This window comes from Pseudomonas sp. MBLB4123, from assembly GCF_051904775.1.
GTDB classification, from domain to species: domain Bacteria; phylum Pseudomonadota; class Gammaproteobacteria; order Pseudomonadales; family Pseudomonadaceae; genus Aquipseudomonas; species Aquipseudomonas benzenivorans_B.
In genome coordinates, this window is record NZ_CP196711.1 from 729730 (window position 1) to 746591 (window position 16862).

General features: G+C 59.5%; 15 protein-coding genes. 7 read left to right on the forward strand and 8 right to left on the reverse strand.

Annotated elements, in window-relative coordinates:
• Positions 1–10: 10 nt before the first annotated feature.
• From ACSX1C_RS03690 to ACSX1C_RS03720, 7 genes are all read right to left on the reverse strand, one after another.
• A complete protein-coding gene (locus tag ACSX1C_RS03690; RefSeq protein WP_439888283.1) occupies positions 11–283 on the reverse strand; it encodes a VirB3 family type IV secretion system protein in 273 nt (90 codons plus the stop codon).
• Positions 280–621 carry a TrbC/VirB2 family protein gene (locus ACSX1C_RS03695; RefSeq protein WP_439888284.1) on the reverse strand — a complete coding sequence of 114 codons (342 nt, stop codon included), beginning with the start codon at positions 619–621 and terminating at the stop codon, positions 280–282. The genes ACSX1C_RS03690 and ACSX1C_RS03695 overlap by 4 nt, the downstream gene beginning before the upstream one ends.
• Complete coding sequence (gene trbB, locus ACSX1C_RS03700; protein WP_439888285.1) at positions 618–1634, reverse strand: P-type conjugative transfer ATPase TrbB; 1017 nt, start codon at positions 1632–1634, stop codon at positions 618–620. Before trbB ends, ACSX1C_RS03695 begins: the two co-directional genes overlap by 4 nt.
• Positions 1631–2053: a CopG family transcriptional regulator gene (locus ACSX1C_RS03705; protein ID WP_439888286.1), complete on the reverse strand. Its 423-nt coding sequence runs from the start codon at positions 2051–2053 to the stop codon at positions 1631–1633. Before ACSX1C_RS03705 ends, trbB begins: the two co-directional genes overlap by 4 nt.
• Positions 2050–2202: a hypothetical protein gene (locus ACSX1C_RS03710; RefSeq protein WP_439888287.1), complete on the reverse strand. Its 153-nt coding sequence runs from the start codon at positions 2200–2202 to the stop codon at positions 2050–2052. The genes ACSX1C_RS03705 and ACSX1C_RS03710 overlap by 4 nt, the downstream gene beginning before the upstream one ends.
• An 88-nt stretch (positions 2203–2290) precedes the next feature.
• Entirely contained in the window at positions 2291–4282 is a 1992-nt protein-coding gene (locus tag ACSX1C_RS03715; protein ID WP_439888288.1) for a conjugal transfer protein TraG, read from the reverse strand.
• 349 nt (positions 4283–4631) lie between these two features.
• On the reverse strand, positions 4632–5588 hold the full coding sequence (locus ACSX1C_RS03720) for a hypothetical protein (protein ID WP_439888289.1): 957 nt from the start codon (positions 5586–5588) through the stop codon (positions 4632–4634).
• Between the two features lie 238 nt (positions 5589–5826).
• Between ACSX1C_RS03720 and ACSX1C_RS03725 the strand changes: the two genes are divergently transcribed.
• The 4 genes from ACSX1C_RS03725 (at position 5827) to ACSX1C_RS03740 (ending at position 13846) form a co-directional block, all read left to right on the forward strand.
• Complete coding sequence (locus ACSX1C_RS03725) at positions 5827–9519, forward strand: YobI family P-loop NTPase (RefSeq protein ID WP_439888290.1); 3693 nt, start codon at positions 5827–5829, stop codon at positions 9517–9519.
• Positions 9520–9830: 311 nt separating this feature from the next.
• Positions 9831–10427, forward strand: coding sequence for a hypothetical protein (locus ACSX1C_RS03730; protein ID WP_439888291.1), 597 nt, complete (start codon positions 9831–9833; stop codon positions 10425–10427).
• A 438-nt stretch (positions 10428–10865) separates the two neighbouring features.
• The gene (locus ACSX1C_RS03735; protein WP_439888292.1) at positions 10866–12047 is read left to right on the forward strand and encodes a hypothetical protein; all 1182 of its coding nucleotides are present in this window, start codon (positions 10866–10868) and stop codon (positions 12045–12047) included.
• Entirely contained in the window at positions 12044–13846 is a 1803-nt protein-coding gene (locus ACSX1C_RS03740) for an ATP-binding protein (protein WP_439888293.1), read from the forward strand. The genes ACSX1C_RS03735 and ACSX1C_RS03740 overlap by 4 nt, the downstream gene beginning before the upstream one ends.
• Positions 13847–13980: 134 nt before the next feature.
• On the opposite strand, the gene ACSX1C_RS03745 is transcribed toward ACSX1C_RS03740, so the two are convergent.
• Complete coding sequence (locus ACSX1C_RS03745) at positions 13981–14418, reverse strand: hypothetical protein (protein ID WP_439888294.1); 438 nt, start codon at positions 14416–14418, stop codon at positions 13981–13983.
• 98 nt (positions 14419–14516) lie between these two features.
• Here ACSX1C_RS03745 and ACSX1C_RS03750 point away from each other — a divergent pair, with 98 nt between their 5' ends.
• Genes ACSX1C_RS03750 through umuC form a run of 3 tightly spaced genes read left to right on the forward strand, consistent with a single transcriptional unit; the run spans position 14517 to position 16807 of the window.
• Positions 14517–15035 (forward strand): hypothetical protein, encoded by a 519-nt coding sequence (locus ACSX1C_RS03750; RefSeq protein WP_439888295.1) that lies wholly within the window; start codon positions 14517–14519, stop codon positions 15033–15035.
• A 57-nt stretch (positions 15036–15092) separates the two neighbouring features.
• On the forward strand, positions 15093–15536 hold the full coding sequence (locus ACSX1C_RS03755) for a LexA family protein (RefSeq protein WP_439888296.1): 444 nt from the start codon (positions 15093–15095) through the stop codon (positions 15534–15536).
• The gene (umuC, locus tag ACSX1C_RS03760) at positions 15533–16807 is read left to right on the forward strand and encodes a translesion error-prone DNA polymerase V subunit UmuC (RefSeq protein WP_439888297.1); all 1275 of its coding nucleotides are present in this window, start codon (positions 15533–15535) and stop codon (positions 16805–16807) included. The genes ACSX1C_RS03755 and umuC overlap by 4 nt, the downstream gene beginning before the upstream one ends.
• The last annotated feature ends 55 nt before the right edge of the window (positions 16808–16862 follow it).

Sequence of the window (16862 nt, forward strand, 5' to 3'; positions counted from 1 at the left end):
GCGGCGCTCCTCACACGTCCAGCAGCGCGGGCAGCTTGATGTGCCGGGCGAATACCTGGAGAAACTGCGGGTCCAGACGCGCGCCCCAGACCGCCAGGGAGTGGCCGACCAGCCAGAGCAGCAGCCCCGGAATCCACAGCTGCAGGCCCAGGCCGACCACGGCGGCCAGGGTGCCGTTGAGGATCGCCACGTTGCGCGGCGCGCCGCCGAGCAGAATCGGTTCGGCCAGGGAGCGGTGCAGCGGCACCTCGAAACCGGGGATCAGTTCGCGGGAGTCGTTCATGCGATCAGTGCCCCGCCGGCGAAGCTGAAGAAGCTGAGGAAGAAGGAGGAGGCGGCGAAGGCGATCGACAGGCCGAAGACGATCTGGATCAGCTTGCGGAAACCGCCACTGGTGTCGCCGAAGGCCAGGGTCAGGCCGGTGGTAATGATGATGATCACCGCGACGATGCGCGCCACCGGGCCCTGCACCGAGTCGAGGATCGACTGCAGAGGTCCTTCCCAGGGCATGCCGGAGCCAGCGGCGAAGGCCGGCAGGGCAGTACTCAGCAGCAGGGCGCCCAGCAGCAGGGCGCGGGCGGCGCGTTGGCGTACAGCGACGCGGGAGTGGAGGGGATTCATGGTTGAACTCCTGAGGCAGTGGACAGGGCAGGAAGGTGGTCGAGGGTGTCGATGGGCTGCAGGCGATAGCCGCGGGCATCGTGGCCGACGACCTGGGCGATCTGCTGGACCTGGCGGGCGCGACCACGGCCGGCGAGGAACACCACCAGGTCGACCGCCTCGGCGATCAGCGCCCGCGGCGCGGCCAGGGCGACCTCGAGGATCAGCTGCTCCAGACGCAGCAGGGCGCCCTGGGCGGAGCCGGCATGGATGGTGGCGATGCCACCGGGGTGGCCGGTACCCCAGGCCTTGACCAGGTCCAGGGCCTCGCCGCCGCGCACCTCGCCGACCACCACCCGGTCGGGGCGCAGGCGCAGGGTGGAGCGCACCAGGTCGGCCATGCTCACCACGCCGGGCTTGGTGCGCAGGGCGACGTGGTCGAGGGCCGGGCACTGCAGCTCGACCGTGTCCTCGAGCACCAGCACGCGGTCGCCGCTGCCGGCCACCTCGGCGAGCAGGGCGTTGGCCAGGGTGGTCTTGCCGCTGCTGGTTCCGCCGGCGACCAGGATGTTCCGCCGGTCGCGCACGGCGTCGCGCAGGTACTCGGCTTGTCCGTAGGTGAGGATGCCGTCGGCCACGTACTGCGCCAGAGGAATCACCCCGCCGGCGCGCTTGCGCAGGGCGAAGGTCGGCCCGGCGGCCACCGGCGGCAGCACGCCCTCGAAGCGCTCGCCGCTCGACGGCAGCTCGGCGCTGAGCAGCGGCTGGCCGCGGTGCACCTCCGCACCGATGTGGGCGGCGACCAGGCGGATGATCCGCTCGCCGTCGGCGGCCGGCAGGCTGCCCAGCCTGGATCGGCCGCTGGAGAGGCGGTCGAGCCAGAGCGCACCGTCGGGGTTGAGCAGCACCTCGACCACGTCCGGGTCGTCCAGGGCCGCGGCGATCAGCGGGCCCATGGCCGTGCGCAGCATGCGCGTGCGCCGATCCAGGGAAGCGGCCGCTGCGTTCAGAACGCTGGAAGAGGCGGCAGTCATGGACGCTCTCCCGTGGCCTGAGTCTCCTCGTGCACCTCCCTGACCAGGCTGCGACCGCGCTGCAGGTGACGGCCCAGCTGCTCGACGAACTGGCCGAAGCGCAGCTTGCCCTGGGTCCTGGCCGCCTCCTGATGGGCCTCGGGCACCGGCGTGCTGACCGTGAGGTAGTAGCGCACGTAGAGGGCGAGGGTCTCGATCAGGATGTGCTGGTCGCGCTCCAGCCGCTCGAACTGCCGCGACAGCCGGTCCAGGCGCTTGGCCATGGCCACCTCGCGCCGCTCGCCGGACTCCGGCGACAGCCAGGCCGCCAGCGCCGCGGCGATGATCGAGGACTTCGACACGCCCTTGCTGATCGCCAGTTCGTTCAGGCGCTTGGCATGCTCGGGTTGGATGAACAGGTTCAGGCGGGCTCGGCTCATAGGGCTATTCCGTCGTCAGGGTCGAGGGCGGCCAGTCGCGCCGCGCGTTGCAGGCGCGGATCGGGCTGGCTGGGAAAGGGGGGCGGAACGTCGTCCTCGTCGAGCAGCAGCAGGTCGCCGGCCAGCTCGTCGTGCTCCGGCAACGGCACGCTCTGCGCCAACTCGGGCTGGCGGCGGGGGCCGCCGTCCTCCGCTTGGCATGCTCGGGTTGGATGAACAGGTTCAGGCGGGCTCGGCTCATAGGGCTATTCCGTCGTCAGGGTCGAGGGCGGCCAGTCGCGCCGCGCGTTGCAGGCGCGGATCGGGCTGGCTGGGAAAGGGGGGCGGAACGTCGTCCTCGTCGAGCAGCAGCAGGTCGCCGGCCAGCTCGTCGTGCTCCGGCAACGGCACGCTCTGCGCCAACTCGGGCTGGCGGCGGGGGCCGCCGTCCTCGCCGGACTCGGCGTCGGCCCAGTCAGCCTGCGCGGCGCCAGCGGCCACTGGCACGGCCAAGCCGCTCCAGTCGTCGGCCCGTGGCGCCGGGGCATCGGCATAGCGGCCGGGCTGCAACTGCGGTGCCGGCAGCAGCCGGCGGCGGAAGTTGGTGTCGCTGAAGTAGCGCAGCTTCTTCGCCCGGATCGGCGCATGGCCGGAGAGCATCACCACGGCCTCGTCGCTGGGCAGCTGCATCACCTCGCCCGGGGTCAGCAGCGGCCGCGCCGTCTCCTGGCGCGACACCATCAAATGGCCGAGCCAGGGCGCCAGGCGGTGGCCGGCGTAGTTGCGCTGGGCGCGCAGCTCGGTGGCGGTGCCCAGGGTCTCGGAGATGCGCTTGGCGGTGCGCTCGTCGTTGGTGGCGAAGGTCACCCGCACATGGCAGTTGTCGAGGATCGAGTGGTTCTGGCCGTAGGCCTTGTCGATCTGGTTGAGCGACTGCGAGATCAGGAAGGCGCGCAGCCCGTAGCCGGCCATGAAGGCCAGGGCCGACTCGAAGAAATCCAGGCGCCCCAGCGCCGGGAACTCATCGAGCATCAACAGCAGCTTGTGCTTGCGCGCGATGCCGTCGGCGCCATCCAGGGACTCGGTCAGGCGCCGGCCGATCTGGTTGAGGATCAGGCGAATCAGCGGCTTGGTGCGGCTGATGTCCGAGGGCGGCACCACCAGGTACAGCGACACTGGATGCTCGGCCGAGATCAGGTCGGCGATGCGCCAGTCGCAGCGCGAGGTGACGGTGGCCACCGTCGGGTCGCGGTACAGGCCGAGGAAGGACATGGCCGTGGACAGCACGCCGGAGCGCTCATTCTCGCTCTTGTTGAGCACCTCCCGCGCGGCCGAGGCCACCACCGGATGGGGACAGTCGCCCAGGTGGGGCGTGCTCATCATCCGCTGCAGCGTCAGCTCGAAGGTGCAGGCCGGATCGGAGAGGAAGTTGGCGACGCCGCGCAGGGTCTTGTCCTGGCCGGCGTAGAGCACATGGAGGATGGCGCCGACCAGCAGCGCATGGCTGGTCTTCTCCCAGTGGTTGCGCCGCTCCAGGGCGCCTTCCGGGTCGACTAGGATGTCGGCGATGTTCTGCACGTCGCGGACCTCATGGGTGCCGCGGCGCACCTCGAGCAGCGGGTTGTACGCCGCCGAGCTCGCATCGGTGGGATTGAACAGCAGGCAGTGGGAGAAGCGCGCGCGCCAGCCGGCGGTCAGGCTCCAGTTCTCGCCCTTGATGTCGTGGATCACCGCCGAGGCCGGCCAGGCGAGCAGGGTGGGCACCACCAGACCGACGCCCTTGCCCGAGCGCGTCGGCGCGAAGGCCAGGACATGCTCGGGGCCCTCATGGCGCAGGTACTGCTCATTGAACAGGTCGAGGAACACCCCTGCCGGCCGGGTCAGACCGGCCTGGCGGACCTCATCCGCCTCGGCCCAGCGCGCCGAGCCATAGGTGGTGACCCGCCGCGCCTGGCGGGCGCGCCAAAGGGCCATGCCGATGGCCACTGCCAGCGCCAGCAGGCTGCTGCAGGCGGCGATGCTACCGCCGACGTTGAACACCTCCGGTGCATAGGCATCGAAGACGAACCACCACTCGAACAGGCGCCAGGGGTGATACACAGGCGTGCCCAGCAACTCGAACCAGGGCGCCCCAAGGCGCACTTGATAGCCGAGCGTGGCCGCCGTCCACTGCGTGGCACTCCATACCCCGCACAGGGTGATGGCCAATACCGCCAGCACCTGGCCGTACAGCACCGTCGTTGCTTGCATCCCTGAGCCCAACCTCTCCGACAAAACCAACGGCACGCAGAGGTGCCGCGGGCGAGAGGTTGGGTATTGGCAGGGAAGGGGTCAAAGACCGTTTCGACGCTGATTAAAACTGAGGTGACATCAGTTCCAGATAGGGCTTGGCTGGGAGGAATTCAGCGAGGTATTGCGCAGAGGGGGGATGCTCGCCATGGGCTCGCCCGTCGTGCACGATTGGCTGGAGTCCTGGAGTCCTGGAGTCCTGGAGTCCTGGAGTCCTGGAGTCCTGGAGTCCTGGAGTGAACAGGCAGAAACCGGCCAGTAACGGTCGCTTGGGAGGGCCGGCAAGCGGGATCAAGATCATGTCATACCCTCATCGCCGCAGAGCAGGATACTGTGATCTGGCTCTACCCCGGGCTAAGACTTTGGCTAGTCGGATACGACGCCAAACTCGTGGAGTCTCCTCAAGCGGTGCCATGGTCAGTCGGATCGTCCAATATGCCCATGCTCTTGTCTTGCGCAACAGCAGGCGCTCGCCTCTATCGTGTAACTCCAGCAGCTCCGAGATGAAGCGATAGAACGCCGTATGGCTGAGGAACTGGTCGTTGATCCGCTCAAGGAACGTTTCACCAACCTGCTTGATCCCAATGAGGATCACCGCTCCAGGTAGCATGCAAACGGCGATTGGAAGCACGATAGCGAGCCACAGCTGAACGATTAAACTCCATGTGTCCACCAGCCACTGCTCTAGGTCGGCAAAGAGCACCTCTCTGGAAAGCGTAGAGATAATGATGCCGGCCAATATCGCCACAAGGCCGGTCATGTATGCGGCGAAGTTACCAGGTGACGGTAGCGTGAAGAATCCAGCAGCGCGCTGTAAAAGGGGCTCCTGGGCCCTGACCTTAAGCTCACGCCGCCACTCCCATTCCTCAATGAGGTGCTTGGCCAATACACGAAGGTCACCCTCGTGAGCGAAGATGGCGCGGATATAGGCATGTTTTTCTTTCGCCAAAATCTCATGCGGCGTCCTGAAGTGGATGCGTTTGGCGGTTGGATAAAGCATGCGATACCGGCGCTCAGTGCCATGGAAATGGGCCTGCATCATGCCGAACAGCATGGGCACTTCATACACCATCAACCATGCCTGATCGGTCTTGCCCAAGAGGTACGTGCTTTGGGCGATACGCAGGTACAGGTCGAAAAACAATAGCCCTAGGATGAGCGTTGCCAATCCGATGGACAGCCATAAAGCCAATGAGTCGAGCGCGTAGAAGACTGGCGGGCGAAACGTTTTGCGGTAGTGGCGGATTTTGTCAGCAATCGCTTCCATGTGCTTTTTCCTTCGGTACGGAGAGTTTCTGTCAACTACTGGATGTGCCCCAATGGCGACAACCGGCCAGCCGTCACTGAGTGTCTACGAAAGCCGGGACGATTCATATAACGTGCTTTTGCATGCAAGGGCAGAGGGTTAGCGTCAGTGCGTACATATGAACACCAGTGGGTTTGCTCCGCTTTTTGGCAAGATGTGTAGTATTGGTGCAATCTAGGACAGTTCGTCAGGAGGACATGTGATCCGTCATTTTTTGCGCGGCATCTGTAGTTGTGTCAGGGGTATCTTCCGTTCTGAACAGGGACCTGCCAAGGCGTCGTGGAAGCTGGTCCCGCTTACCCCTGAGTACCTAGAAGAAGAACATGGCGGCTATGTCGCCGCTATCGAAGCTGCTCTCGCGAATGATCAAATCCGCAACATAGCCTTGTCCGGCAATTACGGGGTCGGTAAGAGCAGTATCATGCGGGAGGTCGCTCAGCGGCAGGGCAATCGTATCGTGGAGTTATCGCTCTCGACGCTTGCACCTATCGAGGCTTCCCAGCTTGATGACTCGGTGCCTATCCAGGCCACCACCCCGACTAACCGTATCCAGCAGGAGATCGTCAAGCAGCTGCTCTATCGAGAATATCCGAGCAGAACCCCTGGCTCACGGTTTCGACGTATTGAGCGTTTCCGATGGTTACGGACGATCGGAACTTCGGTACTGCTGGGGTTTATCGTTGGTGTAATCTTCCTGCTGACTGGATGGACGTTAAAGATTGCTTCTGAGCTCACACCATATGTGGATATTGGCAATTGGGCTCACCCTGTCATTTGGGGGGGCGCGTCGCTAATTATCCTGCTGGTGAACTGGTTGTTCTATGGGAAGTTGCATATACAGCAGCTCTCCGCTGGGGCTGCAACCGTCACGCTCAGCGAAAGCTCCGTTTCGTACTTTGATCAATACCTCGACGAAATCGTCTACTTCTTTGAGGTTTCAGGGCGCGACGTCGTTCTATTCGAGGACATCGATCGGTTCAACGACTCTCATATCTTCGAAACGCTTCGGGCGCTGAACACTTTGCTCAACGCTTCGCCCCAGATCGAGAGACCGATCCGATTCATCTATGCCATCAAAGACAGCATCTTTGATCGCATCGGCCTGGAGATTGAGGGGCGAGTGCGCAACATAGAAGTGCTTACGACGGACGATCCTGCACAGGTCGAGGCTATACGTGCCAACCGCACGAAATTCTTCGATCTGGTGATCCCAGTAGTTCCCTTTATTACGCATCGGAGCGCGCGCAACTTGGTTCTGCAGCTGCTTAGTCAAGTCGAGCACAAGGTGGCTCCGGAGCTACTCGACTTGGCGGCGCAGTATGTGCCAGATATGCGGCTGCTAAAGAATGTTCGCAACGAATTCATAGTTTTTCGCGACCGGATCTTCTCCGGGGACGGCAAGCAGCTCAATCTGAATGAGACCGACCTATTTGCGATGATGCTCTACAAGAGCACGCACCTAGCAGACTTCGAGACTATCCGGCTCGGCCATAGCAAGCTGGACACACTTTACAAGGTCGGCCGTGAGCTGGTGACTGAGAACATCAAGCGTTTCGAGGGCGAACGGCGTGTGCTTTTCCAGCAGATTGCACGGATCAACGGGGCTGCCACCCGCAGTGCTCGGTTGGGCGAACGCCTGCTGGCGCACGTGCAGCGAACAGCTCAGGCTGCGGGCTACAGGACCCAGAGAGCAACGTACTTGTATGCGGGCGAAAGTAAGTCTCCGAATGACCTCAAGGGGGCGCAGTTCTGGACAAGTTTCGTCTCGGCAGACGGCGACTCGCCGCTTCAATGGCGCAATGACTTCGGCCAGACGCTGTCGTTCAGTCGTGACAATCTTAAAGATTCGCTTGGTGATCCGTTGGACGCCGAGAGCTGGGGCAACTCGGATCATGACGCTCTCACTGAACAGATCGATGAGAAGACTGAGGACATCAAGTTCCTGCGGAGCGCTGATCTTGGTGACCTCATCAAGCGACCGGAGCTCCTAGTCCAGTACAAGGGGAGCAACCAGTCCCTCGAGGTAATCGCGAAGATGATCTTAACGCCTGGCTTGGCTTACCAAATCGTCCGTGCCGGGTATATCAACCGAAACTTCACGCTCTACACGTCGACCTTCCACGGGGATCGCGTGGGCTCCGCTGCAACAAACTTCATCATCCACCACGTCGAGCGAGACATGATGGACGAGCACTTCGAGCTTACCTCGGATGATGTGGATGCAGTTGTTCGCGAGCGAGGCAAGAACGCGCTGAAGGATCCTGCCCTTTACAACATCGCTATCCTCGACCGCCTTTTGGCCGCCGATCTCGACGCGGCCGACATCATGATCCGCTCCTTAGTTGGTCTCGGGGAGCGTCAGGCGAGCTTTCTGAAGGCGTACCTTACCGCAGGGAACGAGCGCCTACGGTTCATCGAGCGGTTCACGGTCGCATCTCCACGAGTGCTCACTTATCTTGTGGGGGAAGCGGACATAGATGACGCTTCACGGCTAGAGATGGTAGATGTGGCGCTGGCATGCCTTACGTCTTCTAAACAGCGGACAGATTCTGCGGTGTCGTCGTACCTGTCGGCACACTACGCGGAGTTCAAGGCGCTTAAGTCTAACGCGACTGTGCCGCTCCAGGCCGAACGTATAGGTGTGCTCTTCGGGGATGCGGGCATTACCGTGCCTCGTTTGGAGCCGCTAGGCCAGCATACTCGTACTTCGTTTGTGTCACGCAATTTATATGACGTCACGTACCAGAATCTCGCGATTGCCATAGACAACACTGCAACCTTGGCGCTCGACATCATCCGTGCGAGTAACCAGAAGGTGTACGGCTATGTACTCAATCATTTGACCAAGTACTTAGATGCTATAGACGGCACTTCGGCGACAATAGATGCGAACGAGAACTTCCTTGTGGTGATTGAGGATGTGCTCTCGATAGAAGCACCTCGCCTAAAAGATGTGATTGAGCGTGCGGCTTCATGTTGTGAGGTTATAGACCTCACTGAGGTTTCTGAGGGTGCCTGGCCAGCCTTGGCTGAAGATAGGCGTTTCCCCGCAACTTTTAGCAACGTTAGCAATTATGTCGTGGCTCGCGGGGAAGTTGATGAGCATCTAGCTAAAATCTTGACGTCCACTACAAAGATTGCTGACGCTAACAGCGCTGATGAGAAGTCTAAAGCAGCGTTGGCGGTCGCAATCTTGGCGACAGCGAATCACCTTCCATCTGCGGCACTACGTGCGGAGCTAGTCGACAGCTTAGGCCTGGAGGACTATCTCTCTGTTGACAATATCACCGCTGAAGCTGGCGATCTTTTCGCGCAGTTGGTGAAGTACAACCTCATTGCTGATGACGCAGTGTCTTATGGGCACCTAGCCGGCACGGACTGGCCGACGCGCAAAGCGTTTATTCGAGAGTCGCAGAACTTTTCGAGCTACATGACCCCAGCGTTGATAAGGGAGGACCTGGCGGCGCTTCTAGAGAGCAGTGAAATTGTTTCGGCGGTCAAGAACATAGTTATCGAGCAAGCTGCAAATTATGCAGAGGTAGCCGATTCTCGAGGGCTGAACGAATTGGCGCGATTTGCTACCAAGTCCGGGAGCGAGCTCTCTCCTGATGTTATACAGAAGATGGCAGAACAAAATGTCTCAGCGCAGCAGATCATTCTGCTACTAAAGCCACATCTAGATGTGATTAGTCGTGACCAGCTCTTCACTATACTGCAATTACTTGGTGGTGATTACCCTAAGCTCACTGAAGTGGGTCGCAGTAGGCTGCACGTACCGGATACGCTTGCTGACCGTGAACTCCTTAAGCGTCTTCAACGGGAAAGGACTGTAAGTAGCTACGACGTTAGTAAGGGAATGATTGAGGTAAATAGGAAGCGCAAGCAAGGCTGAGCTGTCTAAGTTAACCCGGCGCGAAGATGGCTAGTGCTGTAAATCTTCGAACCAACGGTGTCGGCTTAAAACGGCTAACCTTGCGTGGACGCTGTAGTTCGATCATGGGCGTCCGCTTTGGGCAGCTTTGAGCCTTTCGCATAGGGCAAGAGCCGGCCAAAACGAGCATTTGCTGAAGCTCGATTGGAGGCGTCTACGGAGCCTGGGACGATTCAAATTGGTTGCGTTTTCAACCTTACTACGGTATCACAAAGGCCCGTGTAATCTTGGGCTGTCTCTAGGGAAGCCGTTAGAAAGTCTTAAGGATTTTTATGTTCTCTGCATACCTTGCACCAACTGAGTACGATCAACCTAAGCCCATTGACGGCGAGTATCCCGCAACAGTGTTTGAAACTTATGCTGAGTTTCAATACTTGGGGCGCAAGGTCCTAGCCAGAATTTCTGCCCAAGGCTCCATGAACGCGGATGGAAACCCTGGAAGAGTCCTTGTGAAAGGGGATGACGTGGAAATCACATGGAATGGAAGTGCCCCTTATAAACCCTTTGAGTACGCTCGTAGTGATGAACGAGAAATTCGTTACGAGCTCTCTTTGATCGCCTCGTTAGTGCCCGAAGAATTTGATCAGCCACATCCACTTGCTGACAATCCATATGGCTTCAAATGTCGAACTAGAAGTATCGACATAGAGTTTGGGGTGCTTGAAAAGTATCGCGCCAGATTGGACGGTTACATCCAGTTCCCTGTTATGGATGCCCCATGCGTAGTCAAACCTCTAGAAGGCGAACCTCTAAAATGCTTGGTGGTTTTTGATGAAGAGACCATTTTCCTAGCCAAGAGGTATGGTCGGGGGGTACATGATCGATTAGTGGCGAAGGCAGTTAACGAACTGCAAGCTCTCCTCCCCTAATACGTTAGTGCTAGGCCGTTGTGGCAGGGTGAGTCGGTCCCAGTTTCGTAGATAGCCCAAGAAACTCGGAGTGTCCACTCGTGGGCCGATAGCGGCCTGCCGTGACCGGTAGCTATCAGCCGATTCTGTTGAAAAAGTCTCGCCGCGTTTTTTGCCCACGAAAGAACGTGGTCGACGTTGAAATCTGGTTCGCTCAGAAGGTGGAGTGTCTTCGTTTTACGTAGCAACGCCAAAATTGAGCGTTTTTCGAGCTGCCGAGCAACAGCTCACTCAGCGGTCGACTTTTTCAACAGAATCGGCCATTAGCTGTCGCTCGAGCTTAGCGAGAAGCCGCTGTCTTTCGCGCCGTCGTCATTCATGCCCCCTTTGGTGGCACTCTGCCCACTGAGAGATGTATCGTCTCCTTGCGCCATTCTGCGCAGCCAGGGAGGACAGCCAGTGATTTCTATCGGCGACATCTACAACCAAGACATCAATTTCCTCTTCGGATCAGGAGCATCGTTCGGCCTGCTCCCGACCCTCCAACTGCAGGTCCAGACTGGTGTGGGCAACTCGCGCTATACGCTGGAAGATCTAGCCACCAAATTTGAGCACGAGGGCGACGAGCGCCTAATTCCGCTGTTCATGCATTACTACGCCAGCTGTATCCGTCCGGCCGAGGAGCTTAGCCTGGAACAGGCAGTGGCCGGAGAGGCAGGCGCCACGGTTATCAAGAACTACCGCACCTTCCTAACGACAGCGCTCGAAATGGTAAAACGCCGCAAAGCTCTGGATCGTCGTTGCAATGTGTTCACGACGAACTACGACGGTTGCTTCCCGCTCGTGGCCGACGCGCTTATCAAGGAGGGCCACACTGACTTCGTATTGAATGATGGTGCACGGGGTTTCACGCGGCGCATCCTACAGGCCCGAAATTTCGGGTCTTATCTTTGCCAGGCCGGTGTCTTCGGCCGTCATCAGAGCAGCATCCCTCAAATCAACCTGATCCATTTGCATGGGTCGGTCTACTGGAGCAAGTTGGACGCCGCTATTCAGGTCGGCTACGACCTGTCTAGCCGCGAAGAACTGCTGGACGCTGCCGCTATGGCGTTGCTGCAGCCATTTTCGGCCGCGCTTAATAACCCTGCATCGACACTTGCCGACGTCCCAGTCCCAGATTTCACCAATGATGAACTGGACGCCTTTTGGGACAAATATAAGCGGATTCCAATCGTGAATCCGACCAAGTGGAAGTTCCACGAGACGGTCTACGAGGAGCATTACTATCAAATGCTGCGGCTGCTCAGTTATGAGCTTGAGAAGCCCAACGCCGTGCTCATAACCTTCGGGTTCTCGTTTGCTGATGAGCACATCTTCAACCTCGTCATGCGCTCTCTTTCCAATCCGGGTCTGCAGGTGTTTGTTTGTTGTTACAGCCAGTCCGGGCACGCCGAAATGGAGAACAAATTCAAGGGCAACCGTAACGTCAAGTGCCTGATGCTACAGAGTGGGGTGATGGACTTCACCGCATTCAATGAGCAGGTATTGGCTTGGCCGGAGGCTACAGCTCTTGCAGCTGCTCCCCCCATAGCTCCAGCAGCTCTCCCAGCGGCCGATGCAGGCTTAGAGAGCCTGACATGAGCATTCGCGTTGGCGAGGTCATCGCCGTCCATGGAACAAAATTAGTTCTGAAGATCGACGAACAGTCGAGCAAGGAAACCCTGTTCTATGAAGGGGAGAAATACAAGGGGGTCTCAATCCGTGAATACCTATCCATCCAGCGCGGCTTCCGCGACATCATCTGCATCGTCGAGGGCGAGTATCTGGACGAAAGCCGCACTGAAATGTATGACGGCCGGCAGACGTTTGTGCGGAAGGTAGAGGCTAGGCCGATTGGATACTTCGACCGTTCTGGCTTCACTCAGGGCATCAAGTATCTACCGATGATCCAAGATGCGGCTTACCTGCTTCCCGAGGAGAAAATCAGGTCCATCTTCGACCGCAAGGCGGATAGCGATTTCAGAATCGGGACCATGCTGAAAGAGGAAATCGCGGTTGGGTTGCCATGGAAGCGACTCTTCAATAGCCATATCGGTATCTTCGGCAATACCGGAAGCGGCAAGTCGAATACTCTGGCAAAGCTCTACACGGTTCTTTTCGATCAAAAGCTGCCTCTCATTACAGGTAAGAGCCGTTTCATCATCTTGGATTTTAATGGTGAGTACGGCGGCGAGCAGCTCGCGCCTGTGGAGCACAAAACCGTCTACCAGTTGTCCACGCTTACCCCTCCAGACCTGAACGATCCCGCTTCCCGGTTTCCGCTGGCAACACAGGAGTTCTGGCAGCTCGAGACTATGGCTCTGCTCTTTCAGGCTACCCCGAACACGCAAAGGCCTTTTCTCAACCGCGTCATCGTAGGTTGGGAACGCTATAGAGCCATTCCTGGCTCACTCGCGAATTATGCGAAGCTGATGTTCCAAACGTCGTTCTGCGCCGGAGAGGTCAAGACGGCGACGCTGGATTTGATGCGCACCGTATCGAGGCTCATGGGAAACCAGCAGGTGCAGGACATGCTGGCAGACGTAACCTGGCATCGGGTTGGTGGGCGCTTCACGTACGAAGGGAGGTTCATAGGTACCGATGGCGTACAATACGCGGCGGATATCGCGCCAATCGTAGAAACACTGGACGCTGCAGGTCTCGATGAGTTCGACCAGCTTGTGCTGCGCGTCAACTTGCAGCTGATCTCAGATCTGAACGCCGGATACGTTCAGTTTGAGCATATTCAGCCACTTCTGAAGCGCGTCGAGTCTTCACTCGCCAACCTGCGTAAAGTGTTATCTGTTTCGAATGTGGCACCAGATGAGCGCCTGCTCACGGTAATCTCGATGCGCCATTGCAATAACGAGATTAAAAAGGTTCTGCCTCTACTGTTCGCAAAGCACTACTACAACAGTCACAAGGCCATGGTCACCAATCCGCCCGACCGAACCATCCATCTCATCGTCGACGAAGCGCACAACATCCTGTCTGACCAGTCTGCGAGAGAAAGTGAAACCTGGAAGGATTATCGGCTCGAGCAGTTCGAGGAGATCATCAAGGAGGGGCGCAAGTTTGGGATGTTCATCACCATCGCTAGCCAGCGACCGGCGGATATATCACCCACCATCGTCTCGCAGCTACATAATTTCTTCATTCACCGTTTGGTGAATGACCGCGACCTATATTTGGTCGACAACACTATTTCTACGCTGGACTCTTTATCTCGCAGCCTTATCCCGGGGCTCTCGCAAGGGTGTTGTGTGGTCACTGGTACCGCTTTTGAACTGCCAATTGTGATCCAGGTGGACCGGCTGCTAGATGGTAAGCAGCCTGCCAGCGAGGATGTCGATCTCGACAGACTTTGGAGTGATGCTCTAGCAGTTGGGGCAGAGGAGTAGAGCCAGTCGCAGCACCAATGGTGCTGCACAACCCTCATCTCACGGGCTGAAACAGTCAACCAAGAACAGCTGCTGAGCGACTACTTCTGGCCGAAACCGGCCTTCTGAACACGGGGATTCTTAATCATTTCAGGTCACCTAGGCAGCTCCTTTAGCAAGGGCCATCGATCATGTATCCAGGCGTACTCCTCGGGTGGATCGGTGGTCACCACATACACCCGCTGCTGCTCTCCCTCGCCAATCACCAAGCACTCCAGAGCATAGCCCTCCGGCACGTCGAACCAGTGTGACGGTCGGTTCTTGTCGTCGGGTTGCCCTTCCTTCTCCATAAAGCGCTGCACTATGCCGTAGCCGCGGCGCGGCCGGTGCTTGGCCCAGCCTCCGGCCTCTACAGTGTTGAGACGCGCCCAGCCGCCCTGCGGGCCGATGCCGGGCTCTTCCCTCCTGCGGCCCCAGTGAATCCAATCGAGTTGGCCGGAGTCTTCCAGCAGAACCGGGATGGCCGCCTTGGGGTTCGGGAAATAGATCTTCCAGACCTTCTCCGCTTCCCGGGCTTCTACGCCTCCGCACATAGCAGTTCCTCCACTGTGGACCGTTGCATAAATGGGCTGCTCATCATGTTCTAGACTCTCCGCGCCAGGATGGCATTCCCTTCGAATGGAGTTCGACCATGCCCTACGCCAAGTACTTCGCTGTTGCCCTTGCTTCCGCCTTGCTCTCCGCCTATGCAGCCCTTTGGTTTGCTACACCAGTCACCGCTGAGACTCCACTTTCCGTTGTCCGCCCGCCGCTCACGATTGAGCAGAGCGACGAGACGTTGCTGATCTGGGGTGGGTGGGAGACCCAGCAGGGGTACGAAGCCCCCGGTTCCAACGCCATAGAGATTCGTTGCGAGCGTGCGAGCGGCCGTTGCATCGAGGCTTACGCCTCGATTCTCCATCACACCGAGGGCGAGGACTTGGAGGCTCAGGCATTCCAGTACGCCGTCCAGGATTGGACCGACACCGAGGTTACTGCGGTTGCCGAGCGAGCCAATGACTGCCTGAGCAGACGTCTATTGGTGGACCTGCCTCGCAAGCAGGCCCGGTTAGAGTGGGGCCCCAACTCGAACGCTGACTGCGATGGCGATGGCGATGTGGGTGTTGCCGTGTTGGTGGGCGACCCGATACCACTTGTCTTCGTCGATTGACCGTATTCGACTCTTCGCAAATACTGTTTGTATATACAGTATTTTGTGAGTTAACCGATGTCATCTCTTTCCATACTCGCCCGGGGTAAGCGCTTGCGAGAGCGGCTGCTTACCGACGTGGCAATTGACCTGCGCATTACTGGCTTCCAGTCGCCCGCCGAGGACGAGAAAGAGGAGGGGCTGTCCCTCGACCGGCTCACCGGTCTGGGGGCGCCTCATATCTGGGGCGTGCAGGTGCTGGACGACAGTCTGGTCGGTTTCGGGATTTTTCGGGGCGACCGGCTGATCGTGAACCGGGCGGCCAGCCATTTGGATGACAGATTGGTGGTTGTGGACCTGGGCGACGGGGGCTACCGCGTGCGACTTGTGCAGCGGGATATGTTCGGTGAGCGCTGGCTGAAGGCGGCCGAACCAGTGGTCTCGGATGTGCTGCTGGACGGCGAAGAGAGCGCCGAGGTGTGGGGTGTGGTGTCCTGGGTGATCAGCCGCGTGGCGCCATGAGTAGGCGGCGGTGCGTGTTCGTGCTGATCGACTGCAACTCCTTCTACTGCAGCTGCGAGCGAATTTGTCAGCCCTGGCTCAAGCGCCGGCCGGTGGTGGTGCTGTCGAACAACGACGGCTGCGTCATCGCCCGCAGCGCTGAGGCTAAGGCCCTCGGCATTGGTATGGGTGCCGCTTACTATCAGGTGAGAGAACAGATGCGCCGCCAGGGCGTGGTGGCCTGCTCCAGCAACTACACGCTGTATGCCGATATCAGCAACCGCGTCATGCGCGTGCTGGCCGAGATGCTGCCCGGCATCGAGGTGTACTCGATCGATGAAGCCTGGGGCGATATGACCGGCGTGGACGATCTGGACGGCTTGGGCCGGCGCATTCGAGAACGCCTGGCGCGCGATGTCGGCATGCCGGTGGGAGTTGGCATCAGCACCACCAAAACCTTGGCAAAATTGGCGAACTGGGCGGCGAAGAAGTGGGAGGGCACCGGAGGCGTGCTTGATCTGACCGACCCGGCCCGCCAGGACAAGCTGCTTCGCCTGGCGCCGGTGAGCGAGGTATGGGGCGTGGGCCATCGCTCTGCGGCCAAGTTGGCGGCGCTAAACATTGCTACGGCCTGGGACCTGGCACACTTCGATATCGGTACGCTGCGCAAGACCTTCGGCGTGACCATGGAGCGCACCGCACGCGAGCTGCGCGGCATCAGTTGCATCGGCTTCAATGAGGGACCACCGCCGAAGCAGGCTATCTACTCGAGCAAGATGTTCGGCGTGCGCCAGACAGAGCTGCCGCCGATCCGCGAGGCGCTGGCCGCCTACGTGAGCCTGGCTGCGGAGAAGCTGCGCAGCCAGGCCTCGTTGTGCTGCACTATCCAAGTGGGCCTGCAAACCCAGTTGGCGGACCTAGATGGGCCGCGCTACGCCAATGCCGTTACCCTGGCACTGTCGGCGCCGACAGACGACACTCGTACGATCCTGGCGCTTGCCCAGCAGGGGCTGACGCAGATCTACCGCCCCGGCTACCCATACTCGAAGTGTTCCATCCTGCTAATGGACTTGAGCCAGCGCGGCGAGCTAATTCCGGACCTTTTTGCGCCGGAACCACGCCGTGGCGCTGAGCGGCTGATGGCGGTGATCGACCAGATCAACCAGAAGGAAGGGAGAGGCACCGTGCGCATCGGCAGAGTGCCGGTGGCGCCGGCTTGGGCCATGCGCAGGGAAATGCTCAGCCAGCACTACACGACACGCTGGGCGGAGGTGATTGGGGTGCGTGGGTAGTTGAAAGTAGGCGCCAGCCCTCGGCCAGGTGCGGTCACTTGAGGGCGATAACGCG